Here is a 24,318-nt window from a genome sequence, read left to right on the forward strand (position 1 = left end):
CGAGCAAGCTCGCTCCTACGAAAATGCCAGCGTCCAGCGGTTACGCCTCAACGCTCCCGCAACGCTTCGGCCCGCGCCCGCAGGATGGGCTTGAGCAGGTAGCTGAGGATGCTCTTCTTGCCGGTCATGATGTCCACGCTGGCGACCATCCCGGGGATGATCAGCAGCGGTTTCTCGTCGCTGCCCAGGTGGCTTTTGCGGGTGCGCAGTTTGATCAGGTAGAAGCTGTTGCCGTCCTCGTCGGTGACGGTGTCGGCACCTATCTGCTCCAGTTCCGCCGGCAGGCCGCCGTAGATGGTGTAGTCGTAGGCGGTGAACTTGACCATGGCCTTCTGCCCGGGGTGCAGGAAGGCGATGTCCTGCGGGCGGATGCGCGCTTCCACCAGCAGGGTGTCGTCCAGCGGGACAATTTCCACCAGGTCGCTGCCCGGCTGGATCACCCCGCCGATGGTGTTCACCAGCAGCTGCTTGACGATGCCGCGCACCGGCGAGGTGACCAGGGTGCGATTGACCCGGTCCTCCAGGGCCTTGCCGGTGGCCTCGGCCTTGCTCAGGTCGGTGCGCGCCTCGTTGAGTTCCTTGAGCGCGTCGCTGCGGAAGCGCGCGCGGGTCTCGGCGACCTTGCGCTCGACTTCCTTGATCGCCGCCTCGGCGCGGGGGATGGCCAGGCTGGTGGCGTCCAGTTGGCCGCGGTTCTCCACCTCGGCGCGCTTGAGGCGCAGCAGCTCCACCTGGGACATGGCGCCCTGCCCCACCAGCGGCGCGGACATGGCGATCTCCTGGCGCAGCAGCTCCAGGCTGTTGCGGTACTGCGCCTGCTTGGAGGCGAACTCGCGCAGCTCCTGCTGCTTCTGCACCAGTTGCTGCTCCAGGCCGGCGACCTCGTCCTTGAGCTGCTGCTGGCGGCTCTGGAACAGCGCCTCCTCGCTGCCGGCCTGGCCCGGGACCTTGGCGCGGACGTCGTCGGGGATGCGCAGCTCGCGGTCCTCCACCTCGGCGGAAAGGCGCTCCACGCGCAGGAACATGGCCAGGCGGTCGGCCTCGGTCTCGCCGACGTTGGACTGGAAGCGCGTCGGGTCCAGGCGCATCAGCGATTCGCCGGCCTGTACCACCTGGCCTTCGTGAACGAAGATCTGCAAGACGATGCCGCCCTCCAGGTTCTGGATCTTCTGCACCTTGGACGAGGGAATCGCCTTGCCTTCTCCGCGGGTCACCTCGTCGATCTCGGCGAAGTGCGCCCAGAGGCCGAGGAACAGGGCGAAGCCGACCAGCGCCCAGATGGTCAGGCGCACCACCCGCGGGGCGTCCTCCACCAGGGCCTTGCTGACTTCCGGCAGCGGCTGCCCGGAAAGGTCTTCGCTGCCACGGAAATAGCCGCGGATGGACTGGCCGAAGAGGCCGAACGGATTAAGCGACACTGATCTGCCCCTTCTTCAATGCGTCCAGCACCACGTCCTTCGGCCCGTCGGCGATGATCCGCCCGCGGTCGACGATCACCAGGCGCTCCACCAGGCTGAGCATGGAGGCGCGGTGGGTGACCAGCAGCAGCGTCTTGTCGGCGATGAGCGGCTGCAGGCGCTGCTTCAGGAGTTCTTCGCCGGCGTTGTCCATGGAGCTGGTCGGCTCGTCCAGCAGCAGGATCGGCGGGTCCAGCAGCAGCGCGCGGGCCAGGGCGACGTTCTGCCGCTGGCCGCCGGAGAGGTTCAGGCCGCGCTCGCCCACCTGCAGTTCGTAGCCCTGCGGGTGCAGCCGGGCGAACTCGTGCACACCGGCCAGCTCGGCGGCGCGCAGCGCCGTCTCGTCGTCGACGTAGCGCGCGCCGGCCACCAGGTTGTCGCGCAGGCTGCCGCTGAACAGGTTGATGTCCTGGGGCAGGTAGCCGATGTTGTAGCGCAGGTCGCTGACGTCCAGTTGGCGGGTGTCGACGCCATCCACCAAGAGGCTGCCGCTGTCGGCACGGTGCAGGCCGACGATCAGCTTGGCCAGGGAGCTCTTGCCCGAGCCGCTGCGGCCGATGATGCCGACCTTCTCGCCAGGGCGGATCACCAGGTTGATGTCGTGCAGCGCCTCGACCTGCTGGTTGGGGTAGGCGAAGTTCAGCTGGCGCAGCTCGATGCCGCCGCGCAGCTGCTGGCGGCTCAGCGGGCGCTCGCTGCTGTTGCGCTCCTGCTCCAGGGCCATCATCTGGTCGGTGCTGTGCATGGTCAGGCGCGCCTGCTGGTAGCGCTGGATCAGCCCGGAAAGCTGGGTCAGCGGGCCCAGGGCGCGGCCGTTGAGCATGTAGCAGGCGATCAGGCCACCCATGCTGAGGTCGCCGGCGATGATCAGGTAGACGCCACCGATGATCATCACCACCCCGGCCAGGGCCTGGATCAGCAGCGTCAGGTTCATCGCCAGGCTGGACAGCAGCTTGACGCGCAGCTCCAGGCGGCCGAGGGTGCCGATGGTCTGCTCCCACAGGTACTGGCGCTCGCTCTCGGCGTTGTTGACCTTGACCGCGTCGAGCCCGGCGAGGGTCTCGATCAGGCTCGACTGGCGCTCGGCGGCCAGGGCCATGGTGCGGTTCATGGTTTCCACCAGCGGCTTCTGCAGCAGCCAGCCGATGCCGGCGGCCAGCGGGAAAGCCAGCAGCGGGACGAACACCAGCGGCCCGCCGATGATGCCAATCACCAGCAGGATCAGCAGGGTGAACGGCAGGTCGATCAGGCTGGTCAGCGTCAGCGAGGCGAGGAAGTCGCGCAGCGTCTGGAACTCGTGGATGTTCTGGGCGAAGCTGCCGACCCGCGCCGGGCGCTGCTTCAAGTCCATGCCGACGATGCGCTCGAAGAGCGTCGCGCTGATGATCAGGTCGGTCTTCTTGCCGGCCAGGTCCAGGCACAGGCCACGCAAGGTCTTGAGCAGCAGGTCGAACAGGTAGGCGCCGCTGATGCCGACGGCCAGCACCCACAGGGTGGCGGCGGCCTGGTTGGGCACCACGCGGTCGTAGACGTTCATCACGAACAGCGGCGCAGCCAGGGCGATGAGGTTGATCAGCAGGCTGGCCGCCACCGCGTCGACGTACAACCAGCGCGAGCGCAGCAGAGTGTCGCGGAACCAGCGCCGCGCGCGCGGGATCATCTCGCCGTGCTGCAGGTCGTGCTGGTGCTGCGGCTGGGCGAAGAAGGCCTGGCCGGCGTAGTCCTCGGCCAGCAGCTCGCGGGCTACCCGCACCTCGCCGCCGTCGCTCTCGCTGAGCAGCAGGCGCGCCTCGCCGCCGGCCTCCCAGCCCAGCAGCACGGCGCAGCGGCCGTCGCGCAGCAGCAGCATGGCCGGCAGCGCGATGGCCGGGATGCGCTCCAGCGGCCGCCGCAGCAGGCGCCCCTGGAGGCCGGCGCGGGCCGCCGCGCGCGGCAACAGCTCGGCGGACAGGCGCTGCCCGGGCAGCGGCAGGCCGCTGGTGAGCATGGCCCGGCTGGCCGGCTTGCGGTGCAGCGCGCAGAGGCTCAGCAGGCTGTCCAGCAAGGGGTCGTCCAGCAGGACGCGCGGATCACGACTCAAGGGGACTCGGCTGGTTTCCTGATCCACGCGGGGCTACTCCGGGGGTTGGGCGCGCGGCCGGCTCAGTTGAGGCCGGGCAGCTGCACCTGGGGTTTGATGTCTTCGCTGGCCACGCTGGCCAGGGGCGCGACCACGCCCTGGCTCTTGAGCAGTTCGCCCAGGGTGGCCTTCACCCGGTACTGGGTGAACAGCTCGGTGTAGCGCAGGTCGACCAGGCGGCGCGAGGCGTTGAACAGTTCGTTCTCGCTGTCCAGCAGGTCCAGCAGGGTGCGTTCGCCGATGCTGAACTGCTTCTGGTAGGCCTCGCGCACGCGGCTGCTGTAGTCCACGTACTGGCGGGCGATGGGCAGCTGATCGCGGGCGTTGGCCAGGGCATTCCAGGCCAGGCCGAGTTCTTCGTTGAGCTGGCGCAGGGCGTTGTTGCGCACGTCCAGGGCCTGGTTGGCCAGGTACGACTTGGACTGCAGCTCGGCCTTGTTGCTGCCGCCGGCGAACAGGTTGTAGCGCATGCGCAGCATGGCCTGCCAATCGTTGTTGTGGCCCGGGTCGCCGGAGAGGTTGTTGTCGGCATTGCGCGACAGCTCGGCGTCGAAGCGCGGGTAGAACGGCGCCTTGGCCGCTTCGTACTGCTTCTCGGCGGCGGCCACGTCGGACTCGGCCGAACGCAGGATCGGGCTGTTCTCCAGCAGCTGCCGGCGCGCGTCCTGCAGGTCCTGCGGCAGCAGGCCCGGCAGGCCGGCCGGCTCGCTCAGCTCCAGCGGCTCGGCGCCGACCACGCTCAGGTAGTTGGTGCGCGCATCGGCCAGGTTGGTCTGCTCGGTGAGCAGGTTGTTGCGCGCCTGGGCCAGGCGCGCCTCGGCCTGGTCCTGGTCGGCCAGGCGGCCGACGCCGCGGGCGCTGCGCAGGCTGATCTGGTCGTAGATGCGCTGGTGGCTCTTCAGGTTCTCCTCGGCCAGGCGGACCATCTCCTGGCGGCGCAGCACGTCGGTGTAGACCTGCGCCACTTCCAGCCCGGTGCGCTCGGCGGTGCCCAGCAGCGCATAGGCGCGGGAATTCACCGTGGCCTTCTGGCGGCCCACCTCGCTGGAGGTGGCGAAGCCGTCGAACACCATCTGCCGCAGGCTCAGCGCCGACTCGCCGCGGTTCATGGTCCGCCAGTGGTCGCCCTCGCCGCGGGTGGTGGGGTTGTCGGCGCCCTCGCGGCCATAGCCGGCGGTGAGGTCGACCGAAGGCAGGTAGCCGCCCTGGGCGGCGCGCAGCTGCTGGTCGGCGGCCAGGCGGCTGTTCACCCCGGCCTGGATCTCCGGGTGCACGTCCATGGCGCGCTGCATGGCTTCGCTCAGGGTGGTGGCATGGGCCGGGGCCGCGCAATAGAGCGCAAGGGGCAACAGAGGCACGAAACGCAAACGCATGGTTTGAACATCCTTATCGCAGGGATATGGACAGCGATTCGTGTACCCAGGGGTGGCATCGGAGGACCGGCGAATGCGCTGCACGTGAGGAGGTCACTGGCGCCCGGAACCCCGTTGGAAATTTTTTCGCGGGGCTCTTTGACATCACAGTGACATCGTTTTGCCAATTGTTTAGGATGCCTCGGAAATGGTCAATAGATTGGCATAAACCTAATCGCGAAAACTCATTAAGCCAATTAGTTGACGCCAGTTTTACAGCTCCAATCGACAAGGGAATGCCACCTGGCGCGCCGCAATCACGGCCGCGACCCGGCCGGCACGCCAGCATCCGCCTCAGGGGAGAAGTGCAATGAGCAGCGTCGTCGCAGTGGTGAAAAGCGTCATCGGGCAAGTGCTGGCGGTATCCGCCGAGGGGCAGCGGCGGGTGCTGGTCGAGGGCGACCGCCTGTTCCTGGGCGACCTGGTGCAGACCGGCGACGCCGGCGCGGTGGCCCTGCAATTGCCCGACGGCCGCGTGCTCGACCTGGGCCGCGACAGCCAGCTGAGCGCCAGCGAACTGGCACCCCATGCGCCGGCCCAGCCCGCCGTCACGGCCAGCACCGAGGAGCTGCAGAAAGCCATCGCCGCCGGCGCCGACCCGACCCAGACCCTCGCCCCCACCGCGGCCGGCCCGAGCGCCGGCGCCGGTGGCAGCGGCCCGGCCGGCGGCGGCCACAGCTTCGTGCTGCTGGAGGAAACCGGCGGCCACGTCGACCCGAGCATCGGCTACACCACCAGCGGCCCGGGCGCTGCCGGCCAGGGCGACGGCGAACGCCAGCAGGAGCAGGCGCCGAACCTCGCGCCCAGCTTCATCGACGACCAGGGCAACGCCCTCGCCGGCCTGCAGCTGAGCACCGCCGAGGACACCCTGCTGCAAGGCGCCTTCCAGGCCCGCGACCCGAACGGCGACAGCCTCACCTACTCCCTCGCCCGGGGCCCGGCCAACGGCAGCCTGATCGTCAATGCCGACGGCACCTGGCAGTACCTGCCCAACCCCGACTACAACGGCGCCGACAGCTTCGTGGTGACGGTCACCGACAACCGCGGCGCGTCCAGCAGCCTGACCGTCGACATCGGCGTGAGCGCAGTCAACGACGCCCCGGTGGCCAGCGGCAGCTACGGCGCCACCCTGGTCGACACCGCGGCCAACGACAGCTTCGCCGACATCAAGGGCCAGCTGCAGGCCAGCGACGTCGACGGCGACCAGTTGACCTGGAGCGGCAGCGCCAAGGGCGCCTTCGGCCAGCTCACGGTCAACCCCGACGGCAGCTACGTCTACGTGGTCGACGCCGCCGCGGTGAACGCCCTGCCGGCCGGCCAGCACCCGCAGGACAGCTTCACCGTCACCGTCCGCGACCCGTCCGGGGCCAGCGATACCCGGGTGATCGAGATCGACATCCAGGGCGCCAACGACACGCCGCAGGCCAGCAACGCCCAGGCCCAGGCCACCGAGGACGGGCAACTCACCGGCCAGATCGCCGCCAGCGACCCCGACACCGGCAGCAGCCTGACCTTCACTGTGGACGGCAAAGCTCCCGCCGGTTTCACCCTGCAGCCCGACGGCAGTTGGAGCTTCGATGGCAAGGATCCGGCCTACCAGCACCTGGGCGAGGGCCAGACCCAGGTGATCGTCGTCCCGGTGGTGGTGACCGACGACCAGGGTGCCAGCAGCACCAGCACCCTGACCATTACCGTCACCGGCACCAATGACGCGCCGGTCGCCCAGGCGGGCAGCGCGACTACCGCCGAGAACGATGTGCTGAATGGCCAGGTTCCGGCTGCTAGCGATGTCGACGGCAGCATTGCCGGTTACCAACTGGCCAATGGTGTCGGTACTGGCAACGGCACGCTGACCTTCAACAGCGACGGTAGCTATCGCTTCGATCCGGGCCAGGATTTCGACAGCCTGCCGGCTGGTGTCAGCCGTGACGTCACCTTCACCTACCAGGCCAAGGATGACAGCGGTGCGCTGAGCGATCCGCAGACCATCACCATTACCGTCACCGGTACCAACGACGCACCGGTAGCCCAGGCGGACAGCGCAACTACTGGCGAGAACGGCGTCCTGAATGGCCAGGTTCCGGCTGCTAGCGATGTCGACGGCACCATCGCCGGCTACCAGTTGGCCAGTGGTGTCGGCAATGGCAACGGCACGCTGACCTTCAACAGCGATGGCAGCTATCGCTTCGATCCGGGCCAGGATTTCGACAGCCTGCCGGCTGGCGTCAGCCGCGACATCACCTTCACCTACCAGGCCCAGGATAACAGCGGCGCACTGAGTGCCCCGCAAACCATCACCATTACGGTCACGGGCACCAACGACGCGCCGGTGGCCCAAGCCGCCACAGCCGCAGTCAACGAGGACAGCCAGATCAACGGCCAGTTGCAGGCCACCGATGCGGACCAGGGCGCCCAACTGCAATTCGGTTCGGATAGCCCCCTCCCCGCCGGCTTCACCCTGGGCCAGGATGGCAAGTGGAGCTTCGACGCCAGCGATGCCGCCTATCAGCACCTGGCTGCGGGACAAACCCAGGTCATCAGCGTTCCGGTGGTCGTCACCGATGATCAGGGGGCTACCAGTGGCAGCACCCTGACCATCACCGTCACTGGCACCAATGACGTACCAGTGGCCCAGGCTGCGAGCGCCGCGGCCGACGAAGACCAGGTGAGCACCGGGCAACTGACGGCCAGCGACGCCGACGACGGCGCGGTCCTGACCTTCAGCATCGACGGCAATGCACCGGCCGGCTTCACCCTGAAAACCGATGGCAATTGGTCGTTCGACGGCAAGAACCCGGCGTACCAGCATCTGGCCGATGGAGAGGCCCAAGTCATCAGCATTCCGGTGATCGTTACCGACGAGCATGGCGCCACCAACACCAGCACTCTGACGCTGACCATTACCGGCACCAACGACGCACCGGTGGCCCAGGCCGCCAGTGCCGCGGTCAACGAAGACAGCCAGATCGATGGCCAACTGCAGGCCACTGATGCCGACCAGGGGGCCCAGTTGCAATTCGGCTCGGACAGCCCCCTACCCGCCGGCTTCACCCTGGGCCAGGACGGCAAGTGGAGCTTCGACGCCAGCGATGCCGCCTATCAGCACCTGGCTGCGGGACAAACCCAGGCCATCAGCATTCCGGTGGTCGTCACCGATGACCAGGGCGCTACCAGTGGCAGCACCCTGACCATTACCGTCACCGGAACCAACGATGTCCCCGTCGCCCAAGCTGCCAGCGCAGCAGTCGACGAAGACCAGGTGAGTACAGGCCAACTGGTAGCCACTGACGCCGATGGTGGCACCGTCCTGACCTTCAGCATCAACGGCAATGCGCCCGCCGGCTTCACCCTGCAATCCAATGGCAGCTGGACCTTCGATGGCAAGGACCCGGCCTATCAACATCTGGCGGATGGTGAGACGCAAGTAATCAACATCCCGGTCATCGTCACCGATGACCATGGAGCTACCAGCTCCAGCACCCTGACCATTACCGTCACCGGGACCAATGATGTGCCGATAGCGCAGGCATCCAGCGCAGCGGCCGACGAAGATCAGGTCAGCACCGGCCAACTGACGGCCAGCGACGCCGACGACGGCGCGGTCCTGACCTTCAGCATCGACGGCAATGCGCCCGCCGGCTTCACCCTGCAATCCAATGGCAGCTGGACCTTCGACGGCAAGGACCCGGCCTACCAACATCTGGCGGATGGCGAGACGCAAGTAATCAACATCCCGGTCATCGTCACTGATGACCATGGAGCTATCAGCTCCAGCACCCTGACCATTACCGTCACCGGGACCAATGACGCACCGGTCGCCCAGGCTGGCAGCGCCACGACCGAAGAAAACACCATCCTCAATGGCCAAGTCCCGGCCGCCAGCGACGTCGACGGCACCATTGCCGGTTACCAGTTGGCCAGTGGTGTCGGCACCGGCAACGGCACGCTGACCTTCAATCCCAATGGCGGCTATAGCTTCGATCCGGGCCACGACTTCGACAGCCTGCCGGCTGGTGTCAGCCGTGACGTCACCTTTACCTACCAGGCCAAGGATGACAGCGGCGCACTGAGCGATCCGCAGACCATCACTATTACCGTGACCGGCACCAACGATGCGCCGGTGGCCCAGGCCGCCAATGCCGCCGTCAACGAAGACAGCCAGATCAATGGCCAGTTGCAGGCCACCGACGCAGACCAAGGCGCCCAACTGCAGTTCAGCTCGGACAGCCCCTTGCCCGCAGGCTTCACGCTGGATCAGGACGGCAAATGGACCTTCGACGCCAGCAACGCTGCCTACCAGCACCTGGCCGAGGGCGAAACCCAGATCATCAGCATTCCGGTGGTCGTCACCGATGACCAGGGCGCTACCAGCGGCAGCACCCTGACCATTACCATCACCGGTACCAACGACGCGCCGGTGGCCCAGGCCGCCAGTGCCGCGGTCAACGAAGACAGTCAGATCGATGGCCAACTGCAGGCCACTGATGCGGACCAAGGCGCCCAGCTGCAGTTCGGCTCCGACAGCCCTCTCCCCGCCGGCTTCACCCTGGATCAGGACGGCAAATGGACCTTCGATGCCAGCAATGCCGCCTACCAACACCTGGCGGCCGGTCAGACGCAGATCATCAGCATCCCGGTAGTCGTCACCGATGACCAGGGGGCTACCAGTGGCAGCACTCTGACTATTACCGTCACCGGCACCAATGACGCGCCGGTAGCTCAGGCTGGCAGCGCTGCGACTGAAGAGAACACCATCCTCAATGGCCAAGTCCCGGCGGCCAGCGATGTCGACGGCATCATTGCCGGTTACCAGTTGGCCAGTGGTGTCGGCACCGGCAACGGCACGCTGACCTTCAACTCCAATGGCGGCTACACCTTCGATCCGGGCCACGACTTCGACAGCCTGCCGGCCGGTGTCAGCCGCGACGTCACCTTCACCTACCAGGCCAAGGATGACAACGGTGCGCTGAGCGTCCCGCAGACCATCACCATCACGGTCACCGGCACCAACGACGCACCGATTGCCCAGGCCGGCAGCGCGACTACCGAAGAAAACACCATCCTCAATGGCCAAGTCCCGGCCGCCAGCGATGTCGACGGCACCATTGCCGGCTACCAGCTGACTACCGATGTCGGCACCGGCAACGGCACGCTGACCTTCAATTCCAATGGTGGCTATAGCTTCGATCCGGGCCACGACTTCGACAGCCTGCCGGCTGGTGTCAGCCGCGACGTCACCTTCACCTACCAGGCCAAGGATGACAGCGGCGCGCTGAGCGCCCCGCAGACCATCACCATCACGGTCACCGGCACCAACGACGCACCGATTGCTCAGGCTGGCAACGCGACTACCGAAGAGAACACCGTTCTCAATGGACAAGTCCCGGCCGCCAGCGATGTCGACGGCACCATTGCCGGTTACCAGCTGGCCACCGATGTCGGCACCGGCAACGGCACGCTGACCTTCAACTCCAATGGCGGCTATACCTTCGATCCGGGCCACGACTTCGATAGCCTGCCGGCCGGTGTCAGCCGCGACGTCACCTTCACCTACCAGGCCAAGGATGACAGTGGCGCACTGAGCGATCCGCAGACCATCACCATTACCGTCACCGGTACCAACGATGCGCCGGTCGCCCAAGCCGCCAGTGCCGCCGTCAACGAAGAGAACCAGATCAGCGGCCAGTTGCAGGCCACTGATGCCGACCAGGGGGCCCAACTGCAGTTTGGCTCGGACAGCCCCCTACCCGCCGGCTTCACCCTGGGCCAGGATGGCAAGTGGAGCTTCGATGCCAGCGATGCCGCCTACCAGCACCTGGCGGCCGGTCAGACGCAGATCATCAGCGTTCCGGTGATCGTCACCGATGACCAAGGGGCTACCAGTGGGAGCACCCTGACTATCACCGTCACTGGCACCAATGACGTACCAGTGGCCCAGGCTGCGAGCGCTGCAGTCGATGAAGACCAGGTAAGCACCGGCCAGTTGGTGGCCACAGACGCCGACGACGGCGCGGTCCTGGCCTTCAGCATCGACGGCAATGCACCGGCCGGTTTCACCCTGAAGACCGATGGCAGTTGGACCTTCGACGGCAAGGACTTGGCCTACCAGCATCTAGCGGATGGCGAGACGCAGGTCATCAGCATTCCGGTGATCGTCACTGACGACCAGGGCGCCACCAACACCAGCACTCTGACTATTACCCTCACCGGCACCAACGACGCGCCGATCGCCCAGGCTGGCAGTGCTACGACCGAAGAGAACACCACCCTCAATGGCCAGGTCCCAGCCGCCAGCGACGTCGACGGCACCATTGCCGGCTACCAGTTGGCCACCGATGTCGGCACCGGCAACGGCACGCTGACCTTCAACTCCAATGGCGGCTATACCTTCGATCCGGGCCACGACTTCGACAGCCTGCCGGCCGGTGTCAGCCGCGACGTCACCTTCACCTACCAGGCCAAGGATGACAACGGTGCGCTGAGCGCCCCGCAGACCATCACCATCACGGTCACCGGCACCAACGACGCGCCGGTCGCCCAGGCTGGCAGCGCTGCGACTGAAGAGAACACCATCCTCAATGGCCAAGTCCCAGCGGCCAGCGATGTCGACGGCATCATTGTCGGTTACCAGTTGGTCAGTGGTGTCGGCACCGGCAACGGCACGCTGACCTTCAACTCCAATGGCGGCTATAGCTTCGATCCGGGCCACGACTTCGACAGCCTGCCGGCCGGTGTCAGCCGCGACGTCACCTTCACCTACCAGGCCAAGGATGACAACGGTGCGCTGAGCGCCCCGCAGACCATCACCATCACGGTCACCGGCACCAACGACGCGCCGGTCGCCCAGGCTGGCAGCGCGACTACCGGAGAAAACACCGTACTCAACGGCCAGGTCCCGGCCGCGAGCGATGTCGACGGCACCATTGCCGGTTACCAACTGACTACCGATGTCGGCACCGGCAACGGCACGCTGACCTTCAACTCCAATGGCGGCTATACCTTCAATCCGGGCCACGACTTCGACAGCCTGCCAGCCGGTATCAGTCGCGATGTCAGCTTCACCTACCAAGCCCAGGATGACAGTGGCGCACTGAGCGCTCCGCAGACCATCACCATTACCGTCACCGGCACCAATGACGCGCCGGTAGCTCAGGCGACCACTGCGGCGGTCAACGAGGACAGCCAGATCGATGGCCAGTTGCAGGCCACCGATGCCGACCAGGGCACCCAACTGCAATTCGGCTCGGACAGCCCGCTTCCCGCCGGCTTCACCCTGGATCAGGACGGCAAGTGGAGCTTCGACGCCAGCAATGCCGCCTACCAGCACCTCGCCAAAGGCGAAACCCAGGTCATCAGCATCCCGGTGGTCGTCACCGATGGCCAGGGGGCTACCAGTGGCAGCACCCTGACCATCACGGTAACCGGCACCAATGACATCCCCGTCGCTCAGGCTGCCAGCGCGGCGGCCGACGAAGACCAGGTGAGTACCGGGCAACTGGTGGCCACTGACGCCGATGACGGCGCCGTCCTGACCTTCAGCATCGATGGCAATGCCCCGGCCGGGTTCACCCTGAAAACCGATGGCAGCTGGACCTTCGACGGCAAGGACCCGGCCTACCAACATCTGGCGGATGGCGAGACGCAAGTAATCAACATCCCGGTCATCGTCACCGATGACCATGGAGCTACCAGCTCCAGCACCCTGACCATTACCGTCACCGGGACCAACGACGCACCGGTCGCCCAGGCTGGCAGCGCCACGACCGAAGAGAACACCGTTCTCAATGGCCAAGTCCCGGCCGCCAGCGACGTCGACGGCACCATTGCCGGTTACCAGTTGGCCAGTGGTGTCGGCACCGGCAACGGCACGCTGACCTTCAATCCCAATGGCAGCTATAGCTTCGATCCGGGTCACGACTTCGACAGCCTACCGGCCGGTGTCAGCCGCGACGTCACCTTCACCTACCAGGCCAAGGATGACAGCGGTGCGCTGAGCGATCCGCAAACCATCACCATCACAGTTACCGGCACCAACGACGCCGCCGCCATCACCGGCGCCCAGGTGAGCATCAACGAGACCAACGCCCCGATCAGCACCGGCGGCCAACTCACCATCACCGACGTCGACAGCCCAGCCACCTTCGTCGAGCAGACCAACGTCGCCGGCCAGTACGGCCACTTCAGCCTGGCTGCCGACGGCACCTGGAGCTACACTGCCGATTCGGCCTACAACGAGCTGAGCGTCGGCCAGTCGCTGACCGACACCTTCACCGTTACCAGCGCCGATGGCACCACCTCCAGCGTCAGCGTGACCATCGACGGCACCAACGACGCCGCCGTCATCACCGGCGCCCAGGTGAGCATCAACGAGACCAACGCCCCGATCAGCACCGGCGGCCAACTGACCGTCACCGACGTCGACAGCCCGGCCACCTTCGTCGAGCAGACCAACGTCGCCGGCCAGTACGGCCACTTCAGCCTGGCTGCCGACGGTACCTGGAGCTACACCGCCGACTCGGCCTACAACGAGCTCAAGCTGAACGAAACCCTGACCGACACCTTCAATGTCCAGAGCGCGGACGGCACCCAGTCCAGCGTCACCGTCAACATCGTCGGCAGCAACGATGCACCGGTGGCCCAGGCCGCCAGCGCCAGCGCCGTGGAGGGCGGCAGCCTGCAGCCGGGCGTCGTCGCCGGCGCCACCGATGGTTCGGCGCTGACGCTGACCATCACCACCACCCAGCCGGGCGAAGCCATCAGCTTCAACTGGACCTTCACCACCCAGGACTACGCGCCCTACAACGACTTCGCCTTCGTGCAGGTCAACGGCCAGGTCGTCACCCTGCTGAGCAGCGTCGCCGCGGTGGGCGACTACGGCACCTCGGGCCCGCAGACCTTCAGCCACACCTTCGACCAGCCGGGCACCTACACCCTGGTGATCGGCGTGGCGGACAGCGGCGACAGCTCCGTCGACTCCACCCTGGTGCTGAGCAACCTGCCGCCGCAAGCCAGCGTCGTCGGCTCGGTCGGCCAGGCGGTACAAGACGGCACGGGTTGGACCCTCACCAGCAACGGCGCGAACAACCAGGCCCTGGTCGACCAGCTCAAGCCGGTCAGCGAGATCACCGGCCAGCTGCAGGCCAGCGACGTCGACCATGGCGCCCAGCTGAGCTACTCCGTCAACGGCGCCGCGCCGGCCGGCTTCACCCTGCGCAGCGACGGCAGTTGGGTCTTCGATGCCAAGGACCCGGCCTACGACAGCCTGGCCGCGAACCAGGTGAAGGTGCTGCAGATCGGCTTCACGGTGACAGATGAACACGGCGCCACCGGCAGCAGCACCCTGACCCTGACCATCACCGGCACCAACGATGCGCCGGTGGCCAACGCCGACCAGGCGCTGACGCCGATCAACGTGGCGCTGCCGAGCATCGACGTGCTCGGCAACGACAGCGACGTCGACGGCGATGCGCTCAGCGTCACCAAGGCCGTGCTCGCCGACCCCAGCCAGGGCAGCGTCAGCATCAACCCCGACGGCACCCTGAACTTCGTGCCCGCCGAGAACGTCAGCGGCAGCGTGGTGATCCACTACGAGATCAGCGACAGCCATGGCGCCAGCGCCAGCAGCAGCCTGACCGTGCAGGTGGGCGACAACACCCCGCCGCAGGGCGCCGATGGCAGCGCCAGCCTGGACGAGGACAGCAGCCACAGCTTCAGCGCCGCCGACTTCGCCTTCAACGACACCGATGCCGGCCAGCACCTGCAGGCCGTGCGCATCGACAGCCTGCCGGGCGCCGGCAGCCTGACCTTCGACGGCGTCGCCGTCGTCCCGGGCCAGGTGATCGCCGCCGCCGACCTCGGCAAGCTGACATTCACCCCCGACGCCAACGACAATGGCGCTCCCTACGCCAGCTTCGGCTTCAGCGTGCAGGACAGCGCCGGCGCCTTCGACAGCGCTTCGCACACCTTCACCCTGGACGTCACCCCGGTGGACGATCCCTCGGTGCTGCTCCCGAACGTCGCGAGCATGGACGAGGACGACGGCAGCGCGACCGGCAACGTGCTGGACAACGACAGCGACGTGGACAACACGCTGAGCGTAAGCAGCTACAGCGTCGCCGGCTTCAGCGGCAACATCGCCGCCGGCACCGGCACCACCATCGTCGGCGTCGGCAGCATAGTGATCGATGCGAACGGCCACTACAGCTTCACCCCGGACGCCAACTACCACGGCGCCGTGCCGCAGATCACCTACACCACCAACACCGGCGCCAGCTCGACCCTGGACATCACCGTGAACTCGGCGAACGACCTGCCGGTGGCCGAGAACGCCAACAAGACCACCCTGGAAGACACGCCGGTTTCCGGCCAGGTCGTCGCCAGCGATGTCGATGGCGATGCCCTTACCTACACCCTGAAGCCAAGTAGCGGACCGGCAAACGGCACCCTGGTACTCGACTCCAGCAACGGCAAGTACACCTACACCCCGGACCACGACTATAACGGCAACGACAGCTTCACCGTGGTGGTCAGCGATGGCCAGGGCGGCACCGTCGAGTCCGTCGTCAGCATCACGGTCACGGCGGTGAACGATGAGCCGGTGACCGCCGACAACAGCAACACCACTGCCGAGGACACCGCCGTCTCCGGTCAGGTCGTCGCCAGCGACGTCGATGGCGATGCCCTCACCTACACCCTGAAGCCGGGTAGCGGACCGGTGAACGGCACCCTGGTACTCGACTCCAGCAACGGCAAATACACCTACACCCCGGACCACGACTACAACGGCAACGACAGCTTCACCGTGGTGGTCGGCGATGGCCAGGGCGGCACCGTCGAGTCCGTCGTCAGCATAACCGTCACGGCAGTGAACGATGCCCCCATCGCACACGATGACAGCGCCACGATCGATGAAGACCACAGCGTCACCATCGACGTGCTGGCCAACGACACCGACATCGACAGCAGCAGCCTGAGCGTCACCGGCGCCAGTGCCAGCCATGGCAGCGTGACCATCAACCAGGACGGCACCCTGACCTACACCCCGGACGCCAACTACGGCGGCAGCGACACCATCGTCTATACGATCAGCGACGGCGATGGCGGCACCAGCAGCGCCAGCGTGACCGTCGGCATCACCCCGGTGGCCGACGCGCCGCTGCTCAGCCTCGACGCCTCCAGCGGTCATCCGGCGTCCACCGGCCTCACCGTGCAGACCTGGACCGGCCTGGCCCTGGGCAGCAACGGCAACGGCATAAACCCGGACACCCTGCAGAGCGTCATCGACGCCGCCGGCGCGCCGGCCAGCACGTCCTCCACCAACAGCGTGAGCAACGGCAGCGTCAGTGCAGGCACCGCCACCAAGGTCAGCGGTCTGATCTTCCTCGAGGCCGGCCACACCTATACCTTCGCCGGCGTCGGCGACGACAGCATCCGCCTGGTGGTCGGCGGCACCAAGGTCGCCGAAGCCACCTGGAGCGGCTCCAGCGGCAAGTTCAGCGGCACCTTCACCCCCAGCGAGAGCGGCTACTACACCCTGGCGCTCTACCAGCACAACCAGAGCGGTCCGGGCAACTACAGCCTGACGCTTTCCGACAACGGCAGCCCGGCGCAGACCCTCGGCACTGGCAGCGCCCTGCTCTACCACGACGGCAGCGAACTCACCGCCGCCGGCGAGCGCCTGGCGGACCTGGCCGGCAGCAACGGCCAGGGCTACTACCAGGTCTACGGGCTGAACGAAGGCCGCGAGGACAGCAGCATTCCGCTGTCGAAGGTCAACGCCGCGCTGGTCGATACCGACGGCTCGGAAACCCTCAAGGTCAGCATCGGTTCGATCCCGCTCGGCGCGGTCCTCAGCGACGGCACCCACAGCTTCACCGCCGGGGCCGGCAAGACCAGCGTCGACGTCACCGGCTGGGACCTGGGCAAACTCACCATCACCCCGCCGCAGGACTTCAACGGCAGCTTCCAGTTGCAGGTCAGTGCCACCGCCAGCGAAACGGCCAACGGCGACCAGGCCACCAGCAGCCAGACGCTGACGGTGCAGGTCCATCCGGTCAACGACGCCCCGGTATTCACCAGCGCCGCCAGCCAGAGCACCTTGGAAGACAGCGTGCTGCACGGCCAGCTCGGCGCCAGCGACATCGACGGCGACAACCTGACCTACGCCCTGAAGAACGGCGGCAACCCAGCCCATGGCAGCGTGGTGGTCAACGGCGACGGCAGCTACAGCTACACCCCGGCGGCCGACTACAACGGCCCGGACAGCTTCGTCGTCACAGTCAGCGACGGTCATGGCGGCGAGGCCGAGCAACTGGTGACGGTCACCGTCACCCCGGTCAACGACGCCCCGGTATTCACCAGCCCAGCCAGCCAGAGCATCGCGGAAGACGACGTGCTCCACGGCCAGCTCGGCGCCAGCGACGTCGACGGCGACGACCTGTCCTACGCCCTGAAGAACGGCAGCGCTCCGGCCCATGGCAGCGTGGTGGTCAACGGCGATGGCAGCTACAGCTACACCCCGCTGGCCAACTATAACGGCACCGACAGCTTCACCGTCACAGTCAGCGACGGCCAGGGTGGCCTGGCCGAGCAACTGGTGACGGTCACCGTCACCCCGGTCAACGATGCCCCCGTGGCCGCCAGCGACAGCAAGACCACTGGCGAGAACAGCGTGCTCAGCGAGCAGGTGCCGGCTGCCAGCGACATCGACAGCCCGGTCAACCCCAATGGCTACGCCCTGGTCAGCGGCCCGGGCACCGGCAACGGTAACCTGACCTTCAACGCCAACGGCAGCTACGTATTTAACCCAGGCAGCGACTTCGACAGCCTGGCCCCGGGCGAAAGCCGCCAGGTCAGCTTCACCTACACCGCCAAGGACAGCGCCGGCGCCACCAGCGCCCCGGCCACCGTGACCATCACCGTGACCGGCGCCAACGACGCGCCCACCGGCAGCGACGGCACCATCACGCTGAATGAAGACAGCAGCCGCAGCTTCAGCGCCCTCGACTTCGGCTTCAACGACGTCGACCACAACGACGCCCTCGGCGCGGTGCGCATCGACAGCCTGCCGGGCGCCGGCAGCCTGACCTTCAACGGCGTCGCCGTCACCCAGGGCCAGGTGATCGCCGCGGCCGACCTGGGCAAGCTGGCCTTCACCCCGGCGGCCAACGCCAATGGCAACAACTACGCCAGCTTCACCTTCTCGGTGAAGGACAGCAACGGCGCCTTCGACAGCACGCCGAACAAGCTCACCGTCAACGTCACCCCGGTCAACGACGACCCCGTGGCAGCCAACGACCACTACCTGGTCGGCGGCCTGCAGGGCAACTACTGGGGCTACCGCGAGGGTACCGACGGCAACAACCTGACCAGCCTGAGCATGGTCAGCGCGTTCATCGCCAAGACCGCGCCCGGTGCCACCTTCACCGCCACTGCGCTCAACTACGGCAACGGCGTGAGCACCGACCTGGGCGGCGACAAGCAGCTGCAGAAGTTCCTCGGCAGCGACGCCGCCTCGCTCAGCACCGACCCGGCCAACACCAGCGACGCCATCGTCCAGCTCACCGGGCTGGTCAACCTCGCCGCCGGCAACTACACGTTCAGGGTGACGGCGGACGACGGCTTCAGCATCCGCATCGACGGCGTGGAGGTGTTCAAGTACGACGCCAACCAGAGCCCGACGGCCCGCGTCTCGGACAGCTTCAACATCGCCCAGGGCGGCAACCACCAGATCGAGATCCTCTACTGGGACCAGGGCGGCAACGCCCAGCTGAAGGTCGAGCTGGCCCCCGCCGGCGGCAGCTACAGCGTGCTCGGCGGCAGCAGCCTCAGCCACCCCCTGGCCGAACTGGTGACCAACGAAGACACCGCCCTGACCATCGCCGCCAATACCCTGCTGGGCAACGACAGCGACATCGACGGCGACAGCCTGTCCATCCTCAGCGTGCAGGGCGCGGTCAACGGCACGGTGAAACTGGAGAACGGCAACGTCGTCTTCACCCCGGCCAAGGACGTCAACGGCACCGGCAGCTTCACCTACACCGTCAGCGACGGCCACGGCGGCACCTCCACCGCCACCGTGACCGTCGGCATCAATGCGGTGAACGATGCGCCGGTGGCCAAGCCCGACATCGCCTCGACCCAGGAAGACAAGCCCGTCACCCTCAACGTGTTGGCCAACGACAGCGACGTCGACGGCGACAGCCTGAGCGTCACCAGCGCCTCCGCCAGCAACGGCAGCGTGACGGTCAATGCCGACGGCACTCTGACCTACACGCCCAAGGCCAACTTCAGCGGCAGCGACAGCATCACCTACACCATCAGCGATGGCCACGGCGGCACCGCCAGCTCCACGGTGGCGCTCAGCGTCACGCCGGTGGCCGACGTGCCGCTGCTCAACAGCGGCAGCATCTTCGCGCTCAACCCCGGCGCCACCAGCATCACCACCAACCAAGCCATCACCCAGGCCAACCTGGAAACCGAGACCGGCCTGAGTTCCGGGGCGCTGGACGGCATCAATCCACCGGCCGGTACCACGACCAGCGACCAGGGCAACGTCGACGTCATCGACGGCTCGCTGACCAGTTCGGACTACACGCTCAAGGCCGGCACCCAGGTCAACTTCGCCTGGACCTTCACCAACGGCGAAAACTCCACCAGCGAGATCAACAACGGCTTCAACGACATAGTCGCGCTGGTGGTCACCGGCCCCGACGGCGTCCGCCAGCTGATCCAGGTAACCTCCTCCGAGCAGCGTGGCGCCAGCGTCAACGGTAGTGGCGTACAGAGCTACACCGCCAGCAGCAGCGGCAACTATCACTTCGACTGGCTGGTGCTCAACGGCGGCGACGCCAACAAGGACTCCAGCCTGAACCTCGACGCCCCCACCTTCACCCTGGGCGGCAAGACCTACGGTGCGCCGATAAACGTCGGCATCAACGCGGCCCTGAGCGATACCGACGGCTCGGAAAGCCTCTCGGTGAAGATCACCGGCATGCCCAACGACGCCACCTTCACCAGCGGCACCCACAACGCCGACGGCAGCTGGAGCTTCACCCAGGCGCAGCTGCACGACCTGCAACTGCTGCCGGCCAGCGGCTACAACGGCACCCTGACCCTTGGCGTCACCGCCATCGCCACCGAGTCCGACGGCAGCACGGCCAGCGCTACGCAAACGCTGAGCATCACGGTGGCCTCGACCAACAGCAGCGGCAACGACCTGCTGCACGGCTACGGCACCAACAGCAGCAATAGCACCACCGACACCCTCAATGGCGGCGACGGCCACGACATCCTCTACGGTGGCGCGGGCAACAGCATCCTCAATGGCGGTACCGGCAACGACAGCCTGTATGGCGGCCTGGGCAACGACACCCTCGACGGAGGCAAAGACAACGACCTGCTGGTCGGCGGCAAGGGCGACGACACCCTGACCGGCGGCGACGGCGCCGACACCTTCATCTGGCGCGCAGGCGACACCGGCAAGGACACCATCACCGACTTCAAGCCCACCGACGGCGACCGCATCGACCTGGTGGACCTGCTGCCGGATGCCGCGCACAACGACATCCTCAGCTACCTGAAGGTGGACACCGCGACCTCGACCCTGCAGATCAGCACCACCGGCCAGGTGAACAGCTCGCCCGACGTGACCATCAAGCTCACCGGCGTCGACCTCAAGACCTACGGCGCGACCTCGGCGGACATCGTCAAGTCGCTGGTGGCCGGCGCCGACCCGCTGGTGAAGACCGAGCACCACTGAGCCCGCCTGGCGGCGCCCCTCCGGGCGCCGCCAGGTATCCCGAACACCTGATGGAGACGAGGCGATGCCTTACATCCAGCGTGACGCCGAAGGCCGGCTGATACGCGTCGAAAGCGCCACCTTCGCCGGCATGAGCGGCAGCCTGGCCGACGACGACGAGGAAGTGCACGCCTGGCGCGAGGCCGAATACAGCCTGCGCCAGCTGCAACGCAGCGACCTGGAGATGATCCGGGTGCTGGAGGACCTGATCTCGGTGCTGATGGCCAAGGGCGTGATCCGTATTACCGACCTGCCCGAGGCGGCGCGCTCCAAGCTGCTCAGCCGTACCCAGGCGCGTGAGGCGCTGGGAGGCCTGCATCGGTTGATCGACGAGGAGGAGGATGGGGGGTTGATCTGACATCGCGAACAGCGCTTGCGCCGGCCCGAAGGGGAATGACCCAGTGACCTTCATGTCGCCTGGTCTCCTGAGCGGGTTTCGCTCGGTCTTCTGAAGAAACGTTCCGATGCGTGCGGATATTTCTGCGTAGGTTCCAGGAAGCACGGCTTTTCGTAGGATGGCGTTGAGCGAAGCGATACCCATCAGCGCAACCGGGTTTCGCAAGCTCAACCCATCCTACGAAGAGCACCTCGGCACAAGACAGTTGCTCCTACGGCTCCAGGAAGCGCGGGCGTAGGAGCGCGCCCTGCGCGCGAATCGCGGACAGAGTCCGCTCCTACGGGGGGACGGAACAGCCGTCGCTAACCCCGCCCCCACGGCCGCGGCGCGCCGAACAGTTGCCCCTGCGCCCCCTCGATGCCCATCCCGCGCAGCACGCGGAATTCCGCTTCGGTCTCGACGCGTTCGGCGATCAGCGGCAGGTCGATGCTGTGCGCCGCGTGCTGCATGGCCTCGATGAACAGGCGCTTGTCGTTCTCCACGTCGATGGCGCGGATGTGGCTGCCGTCGATCTTCAGGTAGGCCAGGCCCAGGCGCGCCAGGTTGCCGATCATGCTGAAGCGCCCGCCGAAGTGCTGCAGCGCCAGGCCGTAGCCCAGCTCGCGCAGGCGGCGGGTGAGTGCCTCCAGCGCCGCCTGGTCGGGCAACTGGTCTTCTTCCAGCTCCAGCACCAGGCGGCCGCCGTACTGCGGGTGCTGGCGCAGGCGCTCGAAGGCGCGGGCCAGAGCGCGTTCGTCGCGCAGCAGCGCGCCCGAGAGGTTCAGCGCCAGCAGCTGGTCGTGGCCGGCCAGGTGTGCCAGGGTCAGGTCGAGCATCAGCAGGTCCAGCTGCGCCGACCAGCCGAAGCGCTCCAGCCAGGGCAGGAAGCGGCCCGCCGCGAGGCTGCCGCCCTGCCCGTCCGGCAGGCGCGAGAGCACCTTGTGGTGCAGCACCAGCTCGGTGTCCTCGCAGGCCACCACCGGCTGGAAGTACAGCTCGAAGCGCTTCTCGCGCAGCGCCCGCTCCAGCAGTTGGTGCCAGCTGTGGCGCGCGTCGGCCACCGGCGCCGCTTCGCTGTCCAGCCGTGCCCAGGCACTGTGCTGCTGGCACTCGGCCTGGGCCAGGGCCTGGTCGGCGCGCAGCATCAGGCTGGCCGGCGCCTCGCCGGGGTGAAACGGCACCAGGCCGAAGGCCGCCACCCGCGGCTGGTCGCTGGCGCCGGTGCTGGCCAGGCTGGCGAGCATGCCCTCCAGGCGCGTGGCCAGTTGCTCGGCTTCTTCCTCCAGCAGCCCGGGGGCCAGCAGGGCGAACTCGCCGCCCCGGGTGCGCGCCAGAGTGCGCCCGGCGCCCAGGCCCTGGCTGGCGCGCTGCAGTTGCTCGGCTACCGCCTTGAGCAAGGCGTCGGTGTGCTGGGCGCCCAGGCGCAGGTTGAGGCCGGCGAGGTCGAGCACCCGCAGCAACAGCAGGTAGCCGCTGCTGACCTGGTCCTCGGCGCTCAGCCGCGCCTGCAGCTGCAGGTCGAAGAAGCGCCGGTTGCCCAGGCCGGTCAGGCTGTCCTGGTAGGCCTCGTCGCGCAGCCGCTCGCTGCGTTCGGCCTGTTCCTGGAACAGCGCCTTGAGCTTCTCCACCATCTGGTTCATTGCCTGCACCACGCGGCGCAGTTCCGGGGTGCGCGGCAGCTCCGGCAGGCTGAGGAATTCGCGGCGGGCGATAGCGTGGGATTGCGCCACCATGTAGTCCAGCGGGCGCAGCTGGCGGCGCAGCAGCCAGGCGCCGAGCAGCGCGCTGACCACCCCGCACAGCAGCAGCCAGCCGAGGCTGCCCAGGGCGCTCTGCCAGAGCCTGGCGATGGCGAACATCGGGTGGCTCACCACCTCCACCCGCGCCGCCTGGGTCCAGCCGCGGCTGACCACGGCGTCGCCGCCGGCGGACGGCAGGCCGATCAGCGAGACGAACCACTGCGGCGCGCCCGAGGCCACCGCGTCCGGCACGCCCTGGCGCTCCACCAGCACCTTGCCGGTGGCCAGGTCGACTACGCGGATGCGCTCGAAATAGCCGCTGTCGAAGATCGAGCTGACCATCAGCTCGACCATCGCCGGGTCGTCGATGTGCGGGGTGAGCGACAGGCCCAGCGCCGTCGCGGCGTCCTGGGCGTGGGAGCGCAACTGGTTGACGTACTGCTCGCGGGAGCTTTCCAGGCCGACCATGAAGCTGCCGCCGAAGGCCACCACCAGGAACAGGCAGATGGCGATCAGGAGTTGTTTGAACAGGGACATCTCGACTCCGCTACTCGCGCGAGGGGAACCCCTCGGCCTCCATTTTCCGCAACAGGTCCTGCCAGCGCGACAGCCGCTTGCTGTCGCCCACCTGCTTGCCTCCGCCGCCGTCGGCCAGCCACAGCCCCTCGCCGTTGAAGGCGTACACCGGCTGCAGGTCGTCGCGCTGCGAGGCCGGCAGGATGCTGCCGATCAGGTTGTCCAGCACCAGCGGCACCGCTTCGGGCCGCGGGTAGTAGGTCAGCACCATGTGCGCCTGGTTCAGGCGCAGCGCCTTGACGTAGGTGATGCGCAGTTTCTGCGCCGGCACCCCGAGGTGGCGCAGGCTGACGTACTTGGCGATGGCGAAGTCCTCGCAATCGCCGGCCCCCTTGAGCAGGGCCTCCACCGGCGTGGCCCAGTAGTCCACCTGGTGCCACAGGCCGAGGTCGTCGGTGAAACGCAGCTGGCGATTGAAGAAATCGTTGACCGCCCGCAGCTGCTCCTGCTCGTCGGCGCCCGCCTCGTCGGCCAGCACCCGCTGCCAGGCCTCGATGCGCGCGCGCCCTGCCCCCAGCGGGCCATACAGCGCCTCGGCGCGGCGGGCGATCAGGGTGAAATCCCAGTCCGCCTCCAGCCACCCGGGGAACCATGCAAAGGTAGCGGTCACGACCACGGTGGCCAGCCACGGCAACCTCCGCCGCGGGCCACCCATTCGCCCGTTCGACAACATCGTCACTTCCTGCCAGCGGACCATCCGGCGCCCCACGGGGGCCGGCGCCGCATGGTGCGGGCTGGCGCGGGAAAAGGCAATGGCAATATGAAATCATCGAAACAGTGCTGCAGGCTCCCCCGCCTGCCCGCAGCCGCGTGTCACAAAAGGAATACATCCGGGCCACG

General features: G+C 67.2%; 7 protein-coding genes. 2 read left to right on the forward strand and 5 right to left on the reverse strand.

Annotation, left to right across the window (positions count from 1 at the left end; all coding sequences use genetic code 11):
* Positions 1–47: 47 nt before the first annotated feature.
* From PcP3B5_RS15980 to PcP3B5_RS15990, 3 genes are read right to left on the reverse strand one after another with little or no spacing between them, the layout of a single operon-like run.
* Positions 48–1,418, reverse strand: coding sequence for an HlyD family type I secretion periplasmic adaptor subunit (locus PcP3B5_RS15980; RefSeq protein ID WP_061561833.1), 1,371 nt, complete (start codon positions 1,416–1,418; stop codon positions 48–50).
* The gene (locus PcP3B5_RS15985) at positions 1,408–3,564 is read right to left on the reverse strand and encodes a type I secretion system permease/ATPase (protein WP_061561834.1); all 2,157 of its coding nucleotides are present in this window, start codon (positions 3,562–3,564) and stop codon (positions 1,408–1,410) included. The genes PcP3B5_RS15980 and PcP3B5_RS15985 overlap by 11 nt, the downstream gene beginning before the upstream one ends.
* Positions 3,565–3,599: 35 nt before the next feature.
* Positions 3,600–4,949 carry a TolC family outer membrane protein gene (locus PcP3B5_RS15990; RefSeq protein WP_061561835.1) on the reverse strand — a complete coding sequence of 450 codons (1,350 nt, stop codon included), beginning with the start codon at positions 4,947–4,949 and terminating at the stop codon, positions 3,600–3,602.
* A 349-nt stretch (positions 4,950–5,298) separates the two neighbouring features.
* Here PcP3B5_RS15990 and PcP3B5_RS31485 point away from each other — a divergent pair, with 349 nt between their 5' ends.
* Both PcP3B5_RS31485 and PcP3B5_RS16000 read left to right on the forward strand, forming a co-directional pair.
* The gene (locus PcP3B5_RS31485) at positions 5,299–20,748 is read left to right on the forward strand and encodes a retention module-containing protein (RefSeq protein ID WP_061561836.1); all 15,450 of its coding nucleotides are present in this window, start codon (positions 5,299–5,301) and stop codon (positions 20,746–20,748) included.
* A gap of 64 nt (positions 20,749–20,812) precedes the next feature.
* The gene (locus tag PcP3B5_RS16000) at positions 20,813–21,145 is read left to right on the forward strand and encodes a hypothetical protein (protein ID WP_043315496.1); all 333 of its coding nucleotides are present in this window, start codon (positions 20,813–20,815) and stop codon (positions 21,143–21,145) included.
* A 341-nt stretch (positions 21,146–21,486) separates the two neighbouring features.
* Here the strand turns inward: PcP3B5_RS16000 and lapD are convergent, their stop codons facing one another.
* Positions 21,487–23,439 (reverse strand): cyclic di-GMP receptor LapD, encoded by a 1,953-nt coding sequence (gene lapD / locus PcP3B5_RS16005; RefSeq protein ID WP_061561837.1) that lies wholly within the window; start codon positions 23,437–23,439, stop codon positions 21,487–21,489.
* Between the two features lie 10 nt (positions 23,440–23,449).
* Positions 23,450–24,151, reverse strand: a complete 702-nt coding sequence (gene lapG / locus PcP3B5_RS16010; RefSeq protein ID WP_009622279.1) for a cysteine protease LapG — start codon at positions 24,149–24,151, stop codon at positions 23,450–23,452.
* Positions 24,152–24,318 lie beyond the last annotated feature (167 nt).

Source organism: Pseudomonas citronellolis, assembly GCF_001586155.1.
Classification (GTDB): domain Bacteria; phylum Pseudomonadota; class Gammaproteobacteria; order Pseudomonadales; family Pseudomonadaceae; genus Pseudomonas; species Pseudomonas citronellolis.